Source organism: Mycobacterium adipatum, from assembly GCF_001644575.1.
Taxonomy (GTDB): Bacteria; Actinomycetota; Actinomycetes; order Mycobacteriales; family Mycobacteriaceae; genus Mycobacterium; species Mycobacterium adipatum.
This window is the reverse complement of the sequence record NZ_CP015596.1, coordinates 4,123,960-4,141,002: the sequence shown is the minus strand read 5'-3', so window position 1 is coordinate 4,141,002 and position 17,043 is coordinate 4,123,960. Positions and strand designations below refer to the sequence as shown.

Sequence of the window (17,043 nt, the reverse complement as noted above, 5' to 3'; positions counted from 1 at the left end):
CATGGACGACGATGTGATGGCCGGCCGGCTCGACCCGGCGCTGCGGCACCTGGTCGCGGCCCGCACCGACCTGTCCGCCGAACAGCTGCTGAGTGTGCGGGCCATGCTGAACCGGCGCCGCGCCGATGGCGCAGCCGGCATCGACACCGCCGGGGTGGATATCGAGGACGCGGTGGTGGGTGGGGTTGTCCCCGTCCGGATTTACCGTGGCGGGACCGACGGTGTGCTGGTCTACTGCCACGGCGGCGCGTTCGTGCTGGGCAACCTGGACACCGATCACCTGCAGTGCGTCGAGTTGGCCCGCCGCGCCGCCGTCACGGTGGTCTCCGTGGACTACCGGTTGGCCCCGGAACATCCCTATCCGGCAGCCATCGACGATGCGCTGGCCGTCCTGCGCTGGGCAGCGGCCAGCGCTCCGGGCTGGGGGATCGACGCCGACCGGCTGGCCGTCGCGGGCAGCAGCGCGGGCGGCGCGTTGGCGGCCGGCTTGGCGCAGTGTGCCGCACAGGGTTCCGCTCCGCCGATCCGGATCCAGCTGCTCCACCAGCCGGCGCTCGACGACGGGCTCACCCCGTCCAAACAGGAGTTTGACAGCACCCCCGGATTCGACGGCCCGGCAGCGGTATTGATGTGGCAATACTATCTGGCCGGCGCGTCACCGTCGCCCGGCGCGGTGCCGGCGAGGGTCGCCGATCTGACCGGTCTGGCACCGGCGTTCATCAGCTGCTCGGAGCTCGATCCGCTGCGCGATGAGGCCGTCGACTATGCGCTGCGACTGATGTGGGGGGCGGTGTCGACCGAGCTGCACGTGCTGGCGCGAACCTGTCACGGTTTCGACTCACTGCTGCCGCAGTGGGAGACCAGCCGGCAGCTGTTCGGCCTGCAGGCTGCGGCGCTGCGCCGTGCCCTGACGCTCAGCTGAGCGCGCCGAGTTCGCGCGCCACCGCGGCATGGTAGGCGTCGATGTGCGACGGATTCACGATCCGGAAGAACCCGTCGGCCATCGGCGCGTCCCGGTAGGCCTCGATGGTCATGGTGCGCGTGAACAGGGTGACGGCGGGATCGGGCATGCTGAAGTGATATTCGACGGTCATGCGACCTTCGAAACCACCGTTGCCGGCGTAATCGGCGCCGAGGCGGCCCACCGATGTGAACACCCACATCCGCGGCCGGGTGGCGATCGCCAGCTGCCAGGTGAACACCCGGTCCTCGGTGGGGTGGGCCTCCTGCCAGGTGTCACCGACCTGCAGCGGCAACGTCGCCGGCACACCGGTGATGCGTGGCCCGCCCGGGTAGGTCCTGGCCCAGTTGACCGGATTGGTGACGAAATCGTAGATGGTTTCCGCGGATTGGCTGAACGCGGTTTCCGAGCTGGTGGTGACGATGCCCACGGTGTGACCTTTCTGGTGTGCTGAAATCTCAGGTTTCGCAACCGCAGTCGCCGGTGTCGGCACCGGGTAGCTCGGCCAGGACATTGGCGCGTGTCTCGTCGAAGCTCAGAAAACCGGCGATGGCAAACGATTCCGGCGGGGGATCGGCATAGCTCCACGCCACATCGGTGAAGACCTGCCCGCCGATGACCGCCGACCAGTACGTGGCGTAGCCCTTGTAATTGCAGTAGCTGATGGTCTCGCTGCGGTGCAGCAGATCGGTGCGCACCAGGGCCGGATTGACGTAAAGCCTTGGTGCCAGCGAGGTTTCGTAGACGATCACGGTGTCCACGGTATCCACCAACACGCTGGTGCCGATGCCGACCCGCAGGCCCCGGGTGGTGGGGAGGCAGTCCACCCGGTGGTAAGGGTTCGGCGGATAATGCACCAGGACGCGGCCCTCCTCGATCCAGTGATCGACAGCATCCCAGGGCACCCGCACGTAGCCCGGCTCTTCCGAAACCGGTTCGGCGGGCAGGTCGCCCGTCACGCCGACCGGGAACGCGTAGCTGAGCGGGTGGTCGCGGCGGTGCACCAACAGGGCCGCCTCGGTGTCGATCACCGTGTGGCCCTTGAGTATCGCCTGGATGCGCCGTGGGTGGGGTTCGATGAAGACCAGGTCCTCGGGTATCGGCGGAAAGAACCGTCCGGCGGGCCGGCGGCCCAGCGGGCCGCGCCCGGCGTAGAGCGTCATGTCGAGAACTTTACAGATAGTCGAATAAATGTCACGCTGATGGTACGGCCCCGCCGGCTCTGCCCACCTCTGGATCGCCAAGGAGATGCCCAGCGTGAAAGCTAGCCCGATTCGGCCCGATGAGCGGCGTCTGATGGCTGAACGCCGCGGCGTGGGGGTCCGCGCGTCGGAGACCGCCCTGCTGTCCTATGACCTCACCGTGGTGGCCACCGAGACCTCCGATGTGGTCGCCGGCGCGGGTGGCTGGCTCTACGACCGGGTCCGCGCCGGCTGGAAGGTCAATGTCGTCGTCCCGGTGTCCTGCGATGTGCGGCCGCTGGAGATCCTCGGCGTGCAGGCCCGCCATGCCGGACGGGACGCCGGGGATCTGCCGGCCGAGCCCGCGGCGTTGGCCGTGCCGGCCCGGCTTTTCGCGGTCGATCAGGGATTGCGCCGGCATGTCACGGAGGCCCTGCGGCGTGGCACCGCCGAGGTGACCATGTGGGGCCCGTGCGCGACGGCCGATGTCGGCTACCGCGTCGACCGGGTGCAGTACCGGCTCAGCACCGCCGCGCGGGCCTTCAAGGCGCACGCCCTGGCGGCGGCCGGGATCACCACCGCGGTGGCAAACGTCGAGCAGTTCCACAGCTGCGCGCTCTGGTACCCGTCGGACGGCCCCGACCTCACCGCCGTCCGCTGACACGAACGACGAACGCCCCGAAACCTGACGGCGGGTTCACATGGTCGTCGCAACACTCTCGATTGAGAGGTTGCGGCGACCATGTCGTTTTCGGAGGACTGTGTTCGGTTGGGGGATCAGCTAGCGAGGCTGGTTGATGCTGGGGTGCCGGTGAAAGAAGCCGCGGTCGTGATCGGGGTCTCGCGTGAGCGGTGTTATGCCATTCTGCGGGCGATCGGCCGGCCTGTCGGGTCGGCCCGTGGTCAGCGCGCGGTGGCCGACCGGGATGTCATCGTGGCCGTCTTCCAGGACAGCGGTTCGATCCTGCAGGCGGCTAAAGCGTGTGGGGTGTCGCATTCGACGGCACGCAAAATGTTGGTCGCCGAAGGGCTGGTCACCAGCGAAAAGATCCCGTGGGGCAAGCCCGAGGCGAAACGTCGGTGCGTGGAGCTGTTCGAGCAGGGCTGGTCCACCGAGCGAGCCGCGCGGGAGGTCGGTGTCAACGTGCGGACCGCGCGGGACTGGCGCAAAGGGATCCGGCACGTCAACAACACGCGGATTCACTCCGATGGGCTGGTCGTGGACTACACCAAAAAGACCGTCTACAAACAGCCGGTGAGCAATCTGATCTGCGATGACACCGGGCGACCGGCCATCGGTGACCGGTACTTGTCGGTCCAGGACCGTGTGGCCATCGCCGACGGAATGCTCGGCAAGCAGTCGCTGCGCACCATCGCCAAACGGATCGGCAAGAACGTGTCCACGGTGTCACGGGAGATTCGTGCTCGCAGCGTTGATGGCTGCTATCTGCCTTATCACGCCGATCGGGCGGCCGCCGAAGCCCGGGCTCGGCCCAAACAGTCCAAACTGGTCGTCAACGCGGTCCTGCGGGAAGCGGTTGAAGAAGGTCTGTCGCGCAAGCTGTCACCGGAGCAGATCTCCCATCGCCTCCGTCGGGATCATCCCGACGACGAGAGCATGCGGGTGAGCCACGAAACGATCTACCAAGCCCTCTACTTCCAGGCTCGCGGTGGCCTTAAAAGGGAAGTGGCTCACGCACTTCGGACCGGTCGCACCAGACGTAAACCGCAGCGCAAGGAAAGTGAACGCTATCAACGCTTCGTCGATCCGATGGTGATGATCAGTGATCGTCCTGCCGAGGTGGCCGACCGTGCGGTTCCTGGACATTGGGAAGGAGACCTGATCACCGGTGAGAAGAACCAGACTGCGATCGGCACCCTGGTTGAGCGATCGACGCGCTACACCATGCTGGTACACCTGCCGGGCAGCCACGACGCCGAATCCGTACGCGACGCACTGATTGCGACCATGAGCACGCTTCCAGCGCATCTGCGTGGATCGCTGACCTGGGATCAGGGCGCCGAGATGGCAGGGCACAAACAGTTCGCCATGGCTACAGACATGGCGGTGTACTTCTGCGATCCGGCCAGCCCCTGGCAGCGCGGCAGCAACGAGAACACCAACGGCCTATTGCGCCAGTACTTCCCAAAAGGCACGGACCTGAGCGTGTTCGGGCCCGAAGATCTCGAACACGTCGCCCAGGAACTCAATGGCCGCCCACGCAAAACGCTCGGCTGGGATACCCCAGCCGAGCGCCTGCGTGATCTACTACTGGCCAATTAACCAGCAGTGTTGCAACGACCCCTAGAAACCGCCGACGGTTGCGGGGCGTTTCGTCGTGCGCAGAGGTTAGCGGTACCAGCCGCGGCTGCGGGCGATCCAGTCGCGTGCGACGGTGCCGGCGATGACCACCGCGAACAGGATCAGGAAGACGTCCTCGACATGCCCGACATGGTTGCCGTGGGTGAGCGCCAGCATGAACAGCGCGGCGAAGATGCCGATGATGTGCAGGACGCGCGGGTTCTCGGCGGACCAGCCCCATTGTGCCGATGGCACGTCTTCCACGTCGACGCCGTTGTAGCGCTCGACCTCGGTCTTGCCCACGGTTACTCCTCACGCGAATGCCCGGAAACACTTGCGGCCATTCTGGCACACCGGGGCGATATCGCCCGATGGGGCATGAGAACGGGCCCGCAGTGGGTACCTTGCGGAGCGTGATCACCAGTTGGCGCAGGAAATCGGTCGAACAGTCGATCGCCGATACCGACGAACCCGGTACCCGGCTCCGCAAGGATCTGACGTGGTGGGACCTCACCGTGTTCGGGGTGTCCGTCGTGGTGGGGGCGGGAATCTTCACGGTGACCGCGTCGACGGCCGCGAATCTCACCGGCCCTGCCATCTCGGTGTCGTTCCTGCTCGCCGCCGTGACCTGCGGGCTCGCTGCGCTCTGTTACGCCGAGTTCGCCTCCACGGTGCCGGTGGCGGGCAGCGCCTACACATTCTCCTACGCCACCTTCGGCGAGTTCGTCGCGTGGATCATCGGGTGGGACCTGATCCTGGAGTTCGCGATCGGCGCCGCGGTGGTGGCCAAGGGCTGGTCGAGCTATCTGGGCACGGTGTTCGGGTTCTCCGGCGGGATCGCCGCGATCGGCCCGCTGAACTTCGACTGGGGTGCGCTGCTGATCGTCGGGGTGGTGGCGGTCCTGCTGGTCATGGGCACCAAACTGTCCTCCCGTTTCAGTCTGGTGATCACCGCGATCAAGGTGTCGGTGGTGCTGCTGGTGGTGATCGTCGGCGCCTTCTACATCAAGGTGGCCAACTACGACCCGTTCATCCCGCCCACCGAGACCGGCACCGCGGCGGGCTCCGGGCTGGACCAGTCGGTGTTCTCGCTGCTGACCGGCGCCGCCGGCAGCCACTACGGGGTGTACGGGTTGCTGGCCGGCGCGTCGATCGTGTTCTTCGCGTTCATCGGCTTCGACGTGGTCGCCACCACCGCCGAGGAGACCAAGAACCCGCAGCGCGACGTCGCCAAGGGCATCCTGGCGTCACTGGCGATCGTCACGGTGCTCTATGTCGCGGTCGCGGTGGTGCTCGCCGGCATGGCGTCCTATACCGATCTCAAGGAGGCTGGCGCGGGGCATCCGAACCTGGCGACCGCCTTCGAACTGAACGGGGTGGGCTGGGCCGCCAAGGTCATCTCCATCGGCGCGCTCGCCGGCCTCACCACGGTGGTGATGGTGCTGATGCTCGGGCTCTCGCGGGTGCTGTTCGCGATGTCGCGGGACGGGCTGTTGCCGCGGCAGCTGGCGCGCACCGGCGAACACGGCACACCGGTTCGCATCACCGTGCTGGTGGCGGTGCTGATCGCCATCGCGGCGTCGGTGTTCCCGGTCGGCAAGCTGGAGGAGATGGTCAATGTCGGCACCCTGTTTGCCTTCGTGCTGGTGTCGGCCGGGGTGATCGTGCTGCGGCGCACCCGGCCCGACCTCAAGCGCGGATTCCGGGTGCCGTGGGTACCGCTACTGCCGATTGCCTCCATCGTGGCCTGCCTGTGGCTGATGCTTAACCTCACCGGCTTGACCTGGGTGCGGTTCGCGGTGTGGATGGCACTCGGGGTGGTGGTGTACCTGTGGTACGGCCGGCGGCATTCGCAACTCGGCAAGCGCGAAGGTGAGCGCTCGGCCGTTGGCGAGTGAATCAGCCGTAGGTGAATGAATAAGCTTGCAGCCCTTCGTCGAGACTCACCTCGATCGAGCCCGCGCTGTCGGTGTCGTCGGCGACGATCTGGCGCATGTTCGGCGGGCCGGCGACCGGCAGGTCGGTGCTGACGCCGTCGCGGGTGACCCGTACGGTGCCCGTGCCGCCGACGACGAGGTAGACGTTGCGGGCGTGGTAGTTCAGCTTGATCGTGGCACCGTCGGACTGTGCGGTGGCGCCCTGGTAGTCCAGCGCCCACGGGCCGCGCAGCGCGAACCGGTCGGGCGCCAGCTGGTCGGGGAACTCGAAGGTGTGGGTGCCCTCGTCGTAGCGTCCGGTCCCGCCGTAGTTCACCACCTTGCCGACACTGAAGTACGTCTCGGGCGTGGTGGGCGTCGTCGGGGTGCCGTCGGGGCGTTCGGTGGCGGCCGGTAGTGCCGCGTCGTCGCCGTCGGAAAGGAGTTGGCGGATCAGCTTTTCGGTGGTGGCGTAGTCGCCCTCGCCGAACTTGATGTGCCGCACCACGCCCTGTTTGTCGATCAGATAGTGGGCGGGCCAGTAGCGGTTGCGGTAGTTGGTCCACGTCGAGAACGCGTTGTCCATCGCGATGGGGTAGGTGATGCCGAGATCCTCGGCGCCGCTGACGACATTGGCCTGCACCTTCTCGAAGGCGTACTCGGGAGTGTGCACACCGATCACCTCCAAACCGCGGTCGCGGTAGGCGTCGTACCAATCCACCAGGTGAGGGATCGCACGCTGGCAGTTGATGCAGGAGTACGCCCAGAAGTCGATGAGCACGACCTTGCCGCGCAAGGACTTCAGCTCGATCGGTGCACCGCCGGGCGTGTTCAGCCACGCGGTGATGTTCCTGATGTCCGGTGCGGTGCCGCAACTTTCCAGCTCGGGTGCGCCGTTGGTGCAGTTGGACAGCTGCGCGTTCTGCTCGTTGACCAGACCGCCGAGATCGAGTTGTTCGCGCAGTTGCTCGCCGCCGCCCACCTGCTCCTGCAGCGCCGCGGTGTAATCGGGGATCGTACGTTGCAGCACCGCGGGCAGGTTGAACACCAGGGCAACGGCGAGCAGGATCGTGACCACGCCCGCGACCACCCGGATGGTGCGCTGGCGGCGGCGAAATGCGGCGACGCGTTCGCTGATCCGCCGGCCGGCCAGCGCGAAGAACAGCAGCGGCAGTGCGGCACCGACCGCGAACGACAGCGTGAGGGCGATGATCTCGACGCCGATCGTGCCCGTCGCGCCGGCCACCACGATGGCCGCCAGCACCGGACCCGCGCACGGCACGTACAGCACACCCAGCGTCAGGCCGAGGCCGAAACCGCCCTTACCGGAGCCGAATTGCCGCTGCGGTAACCGGGAGAACGGCTTTTCCAGCAGCGCTTCGAACTGCGGGAAGATCAAGCCGAGCCCGATCGCGACCAGCGCGGCCAGCGCCACCCAGCGGATGGTGTCCTGCGGCAGTCGCATCCACGACAGCAGGGCCGAACCCGCCAGGGTGACGAGACTGAAACTCACTACCAGACCGGCGATCACGAGGTAAGGCCGCAGTCGGGAGGACAACGCCGGCGCGGTGGTACCGGCTGGGGTGCCGGCGAAGAAGATCACCGGCAGCACCGGCAGGATGCACGGCGAGATGCCGGTGATGAGACCGCCGAGGAAACCGATCGCGACCAGAGTCGTCATGCGAGTTATTCGTCACTGCAAGGCTTTTGGATGACAGAATAACGAACCAGCCCGGCCGTGGAAACGGCCGGGCTGGTGTCGACGGAGGTGGCCGATCACATCGGGGGCATCAGCACCGTGTCGATGAGGTAGACCGTGGCGTTGGCGGTCTGCACATCACCGCACACCACCGATGCGTCATTGACCTTCAGGTCACCGGGCATGCCCATCGGTGTGTGGGTGACGTTCACCTCGGCGCCCTGCAGGGTCTTGTGCGTGCCCACGACCTGCTCGGGACTGGCCTGCCCCTCGACCACGTGGTAGGTCAGGATGCTGGTCAGCAGCGCCGAGTCGGTCTTCAGCGTCTCGATGGTGGCCGGGTCGATCTTCGCGAATGCCTCGTCGGTGGGGGCGAACACGGTCAGCGACGGGGCGCTGTTGAGCGTGTCGACGAGGTTGACGTTCGGGTTCAGTTGCCCGGACACCGCCTGGGTGAGGGTCTTGAGCATCGGGTTGTTGGACGCGGCGACGGCGACCGGGTCCGCGGCCATACCCATGACCGAGGCCGGGCCCTCCGGGTTGGCGGCGGCGTAGGCGGCGCAGCCGGGGCCGACGAGTTCGGCGTTCGCCACCCCGGTCGAGGCGAACAGCAGAGCGGGGACGGCGGCGGCGGCACATGCGACGCCGGCGATCTTCTGGGTGTTCATCGAGAAGTTCATCGAGGTCATCCTTCGTGTGATCGTCGTGGTTTCTGGTGTGGTGGACACGGGTCCGATGAGGCGAGGCAGCCAGGTCGGGGGAAAAGGCTGCCTCGCCGGCTCATCGGGTCACCCGGACAGTGCGGCTCAGGCTGCCGGGGGCATCAGCACCGTGTCGATCATGTAGACGGTGGCGTTGGCGGTCTTGACGCCACCGCACACCAGGCCGGCATCGCCGACCTTCAGGTCGTCACCGGCACCGGTGACGGTCACCGACTCGCCCTGCACCGTCTTGTGCTCACCGGCCACCTGGTCGGGACCGGCCTGGCCCGGCACCACGTGGTAGGTCAGGATCGAGGTCAGCAGGTCGGAATCGGTCTTGAGCGTCTCCAGCGTGGCCGGATCGATCTTGGCGAACGCGTCATCGGTCGGCGCGAACACGGTGAACTCGCCGCCGTTGAGGGTGTCGACCAGGTTGACGTTGGGGTTGAGCTGTCCGGAAAGGGCCTGCGTCAACGTCTTGAGCATCGGGTTGTTCGAGGCTGCGACGGTGACCGGGTCCGCGGCCATCCCGGTCACCGAACCCGGGCCGGAGGGCACCTGCTCGGCGTAGGCGGCGCAACCGGTGCCGATCAGTCCGCTCGCGGGCGCGGCGGCGGCGGAGCTGGTGGTTTCCGGCGCCATCGACGAGGTCATCGACGACATCGACGAACTGGCCTCGCTGGCACTGCTTTCGGTGGACGAGCTGCCGCCCGAACATGCGGAGAGCCCGAGCGCTGCCACCGCGGCGAATCCGGCGATGGCGATCCGATGGGGGGTGAGTGTCATATGGCTCAACTTCCTTGTTGGCGGGCCGGCCGGTGCCGTGCCCGTGTCGCCGTACACCCCTCATTCGGTGCAACCGGGCGTCCGGATGGGTCGGGGCCGGATTGAGGGGCACAATGAACCGGTGACGTCCCCCGCCTCGCGCTGCCGTGTCCTCATCCTGGGCAGCACCGGTTCGATCGGCACCCAGGCGCTGCAGGTCATCGCGGCCAACCCGGACCGCTTCGAGCTCGTCGGGCTGGCCGCCGGGGGCGGCAATGCCGATCTGCTGGCCGCCCAACGCGCGCAGACCGGGGTGCGCAACCTCGCCGTCGCCGATCCGCGGGCCGCCGAGAAGATCGGCGATGTGCCCTACGTCGGGGAAACGGCGGCCACCAGGATCGTCGAGGAGACCGAGGCCGACGTGGTGCTCAACGCACTCGTTGGTGCACTCGGCCTCACACCGACGCTGGCGGCGCTGCACAGTGGCGCCCGGCTGGCGCTGGCCAACAAGGAGTCGCTGGTCGCGGGCGGACCGTTGGTGCTCAAGGCCGCCGCACCGGGCCAGATCGTGCCGGTCGATTCCGAGCACTCCGCGCTGGCTCAGTGCCTGCGCTCCGGCGGCACCGACGAGGTGGACCGGCTGGTGCTGACCGCCTCGGGCGGACCGTTCCGCGGCTTCTCGGCCACCGACCTGGAGACCGTCACCCCCGAACAGGCCGGCGCCCACCCGACCTGGTCGATGGGCCCGATGAACACCCTGAACTCGGCGTCGCTGGTCAACAAGGGGCTCGAGCTGATCGAGACGCACCTGCTGTTCGGTATCGACTACGACCGCATCGATGTGGTCGTGCACCCGCAGTCCATCGTGCATTCCATGGTGACCTTCGTCGACGGATCGACCATCGCGCAGGCCAGCCCGCCCGATATGCGGCTGCCCATCGCGCTGGCGTTGGGGTGGCCGCAGCGGGTACCCGGCGCGGCGTCGGCCTGCGACTGGAGCACCGCGTCGACCTGGACGTTCGAGCCGCTCGACGATGCGGTGTTCCCGGCGGTGAGCCTGGCCCGCCATGCCGGGCAGCGGGGTGGCAGCCTGACCGCGGTCTACAACGCCGCCAACGAAGAGGCCGCCGAGGCCTTCCTGGCGGGCCGGTTGAAGTTCCCGGCCATCGTGCGGACCGTGGCCGATGTGCTGCACGCCGCAGATCAGTGGGCGGCGCAACCAGCTACCGTGGAAGAGATACTCGACGCGCAGGACTGGGCCCGGGACCGGGCCCGCAGTGCCGTGAACCGGGAGGTAATAGCAAGCCGATGATGTTCGCGTTCGGCATCGTGGCGTTCGCGCTGGCCATCCTGGTGTCGGTGGCCCTGCACGAATGCGGCCATATGTGGGTGGCCCGAGCCACCGGGATGAAGGTGCGTCGCTACTTCGTGGGCTTCGGGCCCACCCTGTGGTCGACGCATCGGCCCAACAAGCTCGGTAGCACGGAGTACGGCGTCAAGGCGGTGCCGCTGGGCGGCTTCTGCGATATCGCGGGGATGACCTCGGTGGAGGAGATGGCCCCCGAGGACCGGCCGCACGCGATGTACCGGCAGAAGGTGTGGAAGCGGGTCGCGGTGCTGTTCGCCGGCCCGGCGATGAACTTCATCATCGGGCTGGTGCTCATCTACTCGATCGCCATCATCTGGGGGTTGCCGAATCTGCATCCGCCGACCACCGCCATCGTCGGTGAAACCTCTTGTGTGGCACCGCAGGTCGCCAAGGGCGGGGAGGACCCGTACGGTCCGTGCCCGCAGCCCGGTCCGGGGCCGGCGGCGCTGGCCGGGATCCAGAGCGGGGACACCATCGTCAAGGTCGGGGACACCGAGGTTGCGACGTTCGCCGATATGGCCGCGGCCATCCGCAAGCTCGACGGCCCGGTCCAGGTGGTCTACGAACGCGACGGGCAGCGGCTGTCCACCGTCGTCGACGTCGCGCGGACCCAGCGCTTCACCGCCGCCGATGCCCAGACGCCCGAGACGGTCGGTGCGATCGGCGTCAGCGCCGCCCTGCCGCCGGGGCCCACGTACTACAACCCGCTGTCGGCGATCCCGGCCACCTTCGCGTTCACCGGCGACCTGGCCGTCGAACTCGGCAAGGCACTGGCCAAGATCCCGACGAAGATCGGCGCCCTGGTCGACGCCATCGGCGGCGGCGAGCGTGACCCCGAGACACCCATCTCGGTGGTCGGGGCGTCCATCATCGGCGGCGACACCGTCGATGCCGGGCTGTGGGTGGCGTTCTGGTTCTTCCTGGCACAGCTGAACTTCGTGCTGGGCGCGATCAACCTGATCCCGCTGTTGCCGTTCGACGGCGGACACATCGCGATCGCCGTGTTCGAGAAGATCCGCAATATGATCCGGTCGGCCCGGGGCAAAGTCGCCGCGGCGCCGGTCAACTATCTCAAGCTGATGCCCGCCACCTACGTCGTCCTGGTGTTCGTGGTCGGCTACATGCTGTTGACGGTCACCGCCGACCTGGTCAACCCCATCAGACTGTTCCAATAGGAGAGCCACTGTGACGTCCATCGGTCTGGGGATGCCGGCCCCGCCACCGCCCACGCTGGCACCGCGCCGCAAGACCCGCCAGCTCATGGTCAAGGATGTCGGCGTCGGCAGCGAGTACCCGATCGCGGTGCAGTCGATGTGCACCACCAAGACCCACGACATCAACGCGACGCTGCAGCAGATCGCCGAACTCACCGCGTCGGGTTGCGATATCGTGCGCGTGGCCTGCCCGCGGCAGGAGGATGCCGACGCGCTGCCGGCGATCGCCAAGAAGGCCAACATCCCGGTCATCGCCGATATCCACTTCCAGCCCAAGTACATCTTCGCCGCCATCGACGCCGGCTGCGCGGCGGTCCGGGTCAACCCGGGCAATATCAAGGAGTTCGACGGCCGCGTCAAGGAGGTCGCGAAAGCGGCTGCGGCGGCGCATATCCCGATTCGCATCGGCGTCAACGCCGGCTCGCTGGACAAGCGCATGATGGAGAAGTACGGCAAGGCGACCCCGGAGGCGCTGGTCGAGTCGGCGCTGTGGGAGGCCTCGCTGTTCGAAGAGCACGGTTTCGGCGATATCAAGATCAGCGTCAAGCACAACGATCCGGTGATCATGGTCGCGGCCTACGAGCAGCTGGCCGAGCAGTGTGACTACCCGCTGCACCTGGGTGTCACCGAGGCCGGCCCGGCGTTCCAGGGCACCATCAAGTCCGCCGTGGCCTTCGGTGCGCTGCTGTCCAAGGGCATCGGCGACACCATCCGGGTGTCGCTGTCCGCGCCGCCGATCGAGGAGATCAAGGTCGGCAACCAGATCCTGGAGTCGCTCAACCTGCGCCCGCGCGGTCTGGAGATCGTGTCCTGCCCGTCCTGCGGGCGCGCCCAGGTCGACGTCTACACGCTGGCCAACGAGGTGTCCGCGGGCCTTGAGGGCATGGATATCCCGTTGCGCGTCGCGGTGATGGGGTGCGTGGTGAACGGGCCGGGGGAGGCCCGCGAGGCCGACCTCGGTGTCGCGTCCGGCAACGGCAAGGGTCAGATCTTCGTCAAGGGCGAGGTGGTCAAGACGGTGCCGGAGGCGATGATCGTCGAGACGCTGATCGAAGAGGCCATGCGCATCGCCGCGGAGTCGGAGGCCGCAGGAACTACCTCCGGACCGCCGGTTGTCACCGTAAGCTGAAGTTCGGCCCTGTGAGCGGGGTCACCTGATCCGGCTGGCCCAGAAAGAGTCCCGAATGTCGGCTCCACCGCTGTCACGTGTCACCGATGACCGACAGGTGTCGGTGGTTCGTGACCTCGACGCGGTGCGCGTGGTGCTCGAAGCGGACCCGGTGGCCTCGTGCATGGTGGCCTGTCGGGTGCTCGACTTCGGTGTCGACCCCAATGCGATCGGCGGCGAGCTCTGGACGCGCCGCAGCCCCGCCGAATCGCTCTGCTACACCGGGGCGAACCTCATCCCGTTGCGGGGCAGCGTCGAGGACCTTGCGGCGTTTGCCGACAAGGCGCTCAGCGTGCCGCGCCGATGCTCCTCGCTGGTGGGCCGGGCCGAGCTGGTACTGCCGCTGTGGCAGCGGTTGGAACCGGGGTGGGGGGTCGCCCGCGATGTGCGGGCGGACCAGCCGTTGATGGCCCTGCACGGTGCGCCGCACTGCGCGTCCGACCCGGGTGTGCGCCCGGTGCGGATGGAGGAGCTCGACGCCTACCTCATCGCGGCCATCGACATGTTCATCGGTGAGGTCGGCATCGACCCGCGCCTGGGTGACGGCGGCCGCAGCTACCGACGCCGGGTGGCCGGATTGATCGCGGCGGGTCGGGCCTGGGCCCGATTCGAGCGCGGCGAGGTCGTCTTCAAGGCCGAGATCGGTTCGCAGTCACCGACCGTCGGACAGATCCAGGGCGTTTGGGTGCATCCGGACTGGCGGGGTCGCGGACTGGGAGCGGCAGGCACCGCCGCGGTGTCGGGCGCGGTGTTGCGCGGTGGTCGGATACCCAGCCTGTACGTCAACGGATTCAATGAGGTCGCCCGCGCCACCTACGCCAAGATCGGCTTCGCCCAGGTCGGCACCTTCGCGACCATCCTGCTCGACTGAGTGTCGGGGGCATAACGGTTCCGTCTCGGTGCGCCTCCGACGGAAGCCGTAGTCACACTCTTACCATCAGCCACAATGACATCACTGGCATCGACAACCTCAGCAGCATCACGGGTATCGCGTGTGCTGAGCGCGGCCGCGATCCTCGTCGTCATCGCGACGGTCGGCTCCCTCAGTGCCTGCACCCCCAAGCCGGATGGTCCCGAACCCGTCGCCGCACAGTTCTTCGAGGCGCTGGTCACCGGCGACACCGCCGGCGCCGCGCACCTTTCCGACAAGCCGGCCGAGGCCCAGTCCGCGCTCAACGAGGCGTGGGCCGGACTGCAGGCCGAGCGGCTGGACACCCAGATCACCGGGTCGAAGTACGCACTGGACACCGGCACCGTCGCGTTCCGCTACACCTGGCACCTGCCCAAGGACCGAACCTGGACCTACGACGGTGAACTGAACATGGTGCGCAACGAGGGGTTGTGGCAGGTGCGCTGGGGCGCCACCGCGCTGCACCCGGGCTTGGGTGCCAACCAGACGCTGGCCCTGCGCGCCGACCCGCCGCGGCGGGCCTCGGTGAACGAGCGTGGCGGCAGCGATGTCCTGGTGCCGGGCTACCTGTACCACTACGCGCTGGATGCCAGGGCCGCCGGTGCCGATCTGATGCCCACCGCCCGCGCGGTCGCCGACGCACTGCGCCCCTTCGACAACACCATGGATGCCCAGCGCCTGGCCGAGGAGGCCAGCTCGCGCTCCACACCGCTGAGCCTGATCACGCTGCGCAAGTCCGATTACGATGCGGTGTTCCCCGCCATCGGCAACCGTCCCGGCGTCGTGATCACCCCGCAGCCCGAAATGCTGGCCACCGACGAGACCTTCGCGCCGGCCATCGTGGCAGAGGTGAAGAAGGCGGTCGCCGCGGACCTGGTCGGAGAACCCGGCTGGCGGGTGGTCAGCGTCAACCAGAACGGTGTCGACGTCGCGGTGCTCAACGAGCAGCCGGGCACCCCGGCGCCGTCGGTGACCATCAGCCTGGACCGCGCCGTGCAGAACGCCGCCCAGGATGCGGTGGACATGGTCGGCAAGAAGGCGATGCTGGTGGCGATCAAACCGTCGACCGGAGAGATCCTGGCCGTCGCGCAGAACGCCGCCGCCAACGTCGACGGCCCGACCGCCACCATGGGCCTGTATCCACCGGGGTCGACGTTCAAGATCGTCACCGCGGCGGCCGCGTTGGAACGCGATATGGCCACCCCGAACACGTTGCTGGGCTGTCCCGGCACCCTGGACATCGGACACCGCACCGTCACCAACTACAACGCCTTCGACCTGGGCACGGTGCCGCTGTCGCGGGCCTTCGCGAACTCGTGCAACACCACCTTCGCCGAACTCGCGAGCACCATGCCCCCGCGTGGACTGACCACCGCGGCCGCCCGCTACGGACTGGGGCCCGACTACATCGTCGACGGAGTGCCCACGGTGACCGGCTCGGTGCCCCCGACGGTGGATCTGGCCGAGCGCACCGAGGACGGTTTCGGGCAGGGCAAGGTGCTGGCCAGCCCGTTCGGCATGGCCATGGTCGCCGCCACGGTGGCGGCGGGCAGGACCCCGGTGCCGCACCTCATCGAGGGACGCGAAACCGAGGTGAACGGGCCGGCCGGTGAGCCGCTCAACCCGGAGATCATCGAGGGCCTGCGCCCGATGATGCGGCTGGTGGTGACCAACGGCACCGCCAAGGACCTCAACGGTCTCGGCGATGTGCGCGGTAAGACCGGTGAGGCCGAGTTCAACGGCGGCTCGCACGCCTGGTTCACTGGGTACCGCGGCGATATGGCGTTCGCGGCCCTCATCGTCGGGGGCGGAAGTTCGGAATACGCGGTGCGCATGTGCCGCGACATGCTCAACGGATTGCCGCCGGATTATCTGGCCTAATCTGTTCTTGGGATGAACAACGACGACCTCACGACACTGCGGGTGTCCGACGCCGACCGCAACGGCACGCTGCGACGGCTGCACAATGCGGTCGCACTCGGCCTGATCGACATCGGCGAGTTCGAGGAACGCTCGGCGCTGGTATCGCAGGCCCGGCTGCACACCGATCTCGAAGCACTCGTCGGCGACCTGCCCGGCCCCGGCGCCATCATCACCTCGGCCGCGGACCGGGTGGAGCTGCGCGGTGTGCTGGGCTCGCTGAAACGCCATGGGGAATGGGTCGTTCCGACCCGGCTGGCACTGCACCGGCGGATGGGTTCGGTGGATCTGGATCTGACCCGGGCGCGGTTCGCGGGCCCGATGATCGTGGTGGAACTCGACCTGCGGTTCGGTGGGCTCGACCTGCGCCTGCCCGACGGTGCCAGCGCCTCCATCGACGATGTCGAGGTCGTGGTCGGCAGCGCCAATGACCACCGCCGCGACGCGCCGGCCGAGGGCACCCCGCACGTCGTGCTCACCGGCAAGGTGGTGTGCGGTTCGGTCGATATTCGTGGGCCACGGCGGAACTGGAAACCCAGCCTGCGCCGCAGTTAGCGCGGCTCGAGCACCGCGAACGTCAGTGTGGCCTTCGCGGCGAGCCGGTCGCGGGTGACGTCGATGACATCGACGGCGGTCACGATGAGCCGTTTGCCGGCCCGCACGACGGTGGCTTCGGCGCGGGCGGTACCCATGATGGGGGCCAGGAAATGGATGTTGAGATCGGCGGTGGTCACGTCGTTGTGCGCGCCGCTGGCCTTACCGGCCAGCATGCCGGCCGCGATATCGATCAGGGTGGCTACCAGACCGCCCTGCAGCGCGCCGCGGACATTGGCCAGGTCCGGGCGGTTCGCCATCTCCAGTACCAACCGGTCATCGGTCGACTCGATCTCCCGGTAGTCCAGCCGGTGCAGGATGTGGGTTTCGCTCACCGCCGTAC

The 17,043-nt window shown here is 67.8% G+C and carries 17 protein-coding genes; 10 read left to right on the top strand and 7 right to left on the bottom strand.

Features of this window, described 5'->3' with window-relative positions; translation table 11 throughout:
- The first annotated feature begins 1 nt into the window (after position 1).
- On the top strand, positions 2-922 hold the full coding sequence (locus tag A7U43_RS19655) for an alpha/beta hydrolase (RefSeq protein ID WP_068003230.1): 921 nt from the start codon (positions 2-4) through the stop codon (positions 920-922).
- Here A7U43_RS19655 and A7U43_RS19650 read toward each other — a convergent pair.
- Together A7U43_RS19650 and A7U43_RS19645 are read right to left on the bottom strand one after the other, a co-directional pair.
- Complete coding sequence (locus tag A7U43_RS19650) at positions 915-1,391, bottom strand: polyketide cyclase (protein ID WP_067998591.1); 477 nt, start codon at positions 1,389-1,391, stop codon at positions 915-917. The two genes, A7U43_RS19655 and A7U43_RS19650, sit on opposite strands and share 8 nt — an antisense overlap.
- Before the next feature lie 28 nt (positions 1,392-1,419).
- Positions 1,420-2,124: a DUF427 domain-containing protein gene (locus A7U43_RS19645; RefSeq protein ID WP_067998589.1), complete on the bottom strand. Its 705-nt coding sequence runs from the start codon at positions 2,122-2,124 to the stop codon at positions 1,420-1,422.
- Between the two features lie 133 nt (positions 2,125-2,257).
- Between A7U43_RS19645 and A7U43_RS19640 the strand changes: the two genes are divergently transcribed.
- Positions 2,258-2,803 carry a hypothetical protein gene (locus A7U43_RS19640; RefSeq protein ID WP_067998587.1) on the top strand — a complete coding sequence of 182 codons (546 nt, stop codon included), beginning with the start codon at positions 2,258-2,260 and terminating at the stop codon, positions 2,801-2,803.
- A gap of 423 nt (positions 2,804-3,226) precedes the next feature.
- Positions 3,227-4,426 (top strand): IS30 family transposase, encoded by a 1,200-nt coding sequence (locus tag A7U43_RS19635; RefSeq protein WP_472419441.1) that lies wholly within the window; start codon positions 3,227-3,229, stop codon positions 4,424-4,426.
- A gap of 66 nt (positions 4,427-4,492) precedes the next feature.
- On the opposite strand, the gene A7U43_RS19630 is transcribed toward A7U43_RS19635, so the two are convergent.
- On the bottom strand, positions 4,493-4,747 hold the full coding sequence (locus A7U43_RS19630) for a DUF2631 domain-containing protein (RefSeq protein ID WP_067998583.1): 255 nt from the start codon (positions 4,745-4,747) through the stop codon (positions 4,493-4,495).
- 110 nt (positions 4,748-4,857) lie between these two features.
- Here A7U43_RS19630 and A7U43_RS19625 point away from each other — a divergent pair, with 110 nt between their 5' ends.
- Complete coding sequence (locus A7U43_RS19625; RefSeq protein WP_068003227.1) at positions 4,858-6,342, top strand: APC family permease; 1,485 nt, start codon at positions 4,858-4,860, stop codon at positions 6,340-6,342.
- A 1-nt stretch (position 6,343) separates the two neighbouring features.
- Here the strand turns inward: A7U43_RS19625 and A7U43_RS19620 are convergent, their stop codons facing one another.
- The 3 genes from A7U43_RS19620 to A7U43_RS19610 form a co-directional block, all read right to left on the bottom strand.
- A complete protein-coding gene (locus A7U43_RS19620; RefSeq protein WP_067998580.1) occupies positions 6,344-8,041 on the bottom strand; it encodes a cytochrome c biogenesis protein DipZ in 1,698 nt (565 codons plus the stop codon).
- 95 nt (positions 8,042-8,136) lie between these two features.
- Positions 8,137-8,739, bottom strand: coding sequence for a fasciclin domain-containing protein (locus tag A7U43_RS19615; RefSeq protein ID WP_156525968.1), 603 nt, complete (start codon positions 8,737-8,739; stop codon positions 8,137-8,139).
- 126 nt (positions 8,740-8,865) lie between these two features.
- Entirely contained in the window at positions 8,866-9,546 is a 681-nt protein-coding gene (locus tag A7U43_RS19610; RefSeq protein ID WP_067998578.1) for a fasciclin domain-containing protein, read from the bottom strand.
- A gap of 85 nt (positions 9,547-9,631) precedes the next feature.
- On the opposite strand from A7U43_RS19610, the gene dxr reads away from it, so the two are divergent.
- The 6 genes from dxr to A7U43_RS19580 all read left to right on the top strand — a co-directional run bounded on the left by dxr (position 9,632) and on the right by A7U43_RS19580 (position 16,661).
- Entirely contained in the window at positions 9,632-10,837 is a 1,206-nt protein-coding gene (gene dxr / locus A7U43_RS19605) for a 1-deoxy-D-xylulose-5-phosphate reductoisomerase (protein ID WP_067998576.1), read from the top strand.
- Positions 10,834-12,069 carry a M50 family metallopeptidase gene (locus tag A7U43_RS19600; RefSeq protein WP_067998574.1) on the top strand — a complete coding sequence of 412 codons (1,236 nt, stop codon included), beginning with the start codon at positions 10,834-10,836 and terminating at the stop codon, positions 12,067-12,069. The genes dxr and A7U43_RS19600 overlap by 4 nt, the downstream gene beginning before the upstream one ends.
- A 31-nt stretch (positions 12,070-12,100) precedes the next feature.
- Positions 12,101-13,237 (top strand): flavodoxin-dependent (E)-4-hydroxy-3-methylbut-2-enyl-diphosphate synthase, encoded by a 1,137-nt coding sequence (ispG, locus tag A7U43_RS19595; protein ID WP_067998572.1) that lies wholly within the window; start codon positions 12,101-12,103, stop codon positions 13,235-13,237.
- Positions 13,238-13,292: 55 nt separating this feature from the next.
- Positions 13,293-14,147 (top strand): GNAT family N-acetyltransferase, encoded by an 855-nt coding sequence (locus A7U43_RS19590; protein ID WP_067998570.1) that lies wholly within the window; start codon positions 13,293-13,295, stop codon positions 14,145-14,147.
- Between the two features lie 75 nt (positions 14,148-14,222).
- Complete coding sequence (locus A7U43_RS19585; RefSeq protein WP_067998568.1) at positions 14,223-16,067, top strand: penicillin-binding transpeptidase domain-containing protein; 1,845 nt, start codon at positions 14,223-14,225, stop codon at positions 16,065-16,067.
- A gap of 12 nt (positions 16,068-16,079) precedes the next feature.
- Positions 16,080-16,661 (top strand): DUF1707 SHOCT-like domain-containing protein, encoded by a 582-nt coding sequence (locus tag A7U43_RS19580; RefSeq protein WP_067998566.1) that lies wholly within the window; start codon positions 16,080-16,082, stop codon positions 16,659-16,661.
- On the opposite strand, the gene A7U43_RS19575 is transcribed toward A7U43_RS19580, so the two are convergent.
- Positions 16,658-17,035: a PaaI family thioesterase gene (locus A7U43_RS19575; protein ID WP_067998564.1), complete on the bottom strand. Its 378-nt coding sequence runs from the start codon at positions 17,033-17,035 to the stop codon at positions 16,658-16,660. The genes A7U43_RS19580 and A7U43_RS19575 overlap by 4 nt on opposite strands.
- Positions 17,036-17,043 lie beyond the last annotated feature (8 nt).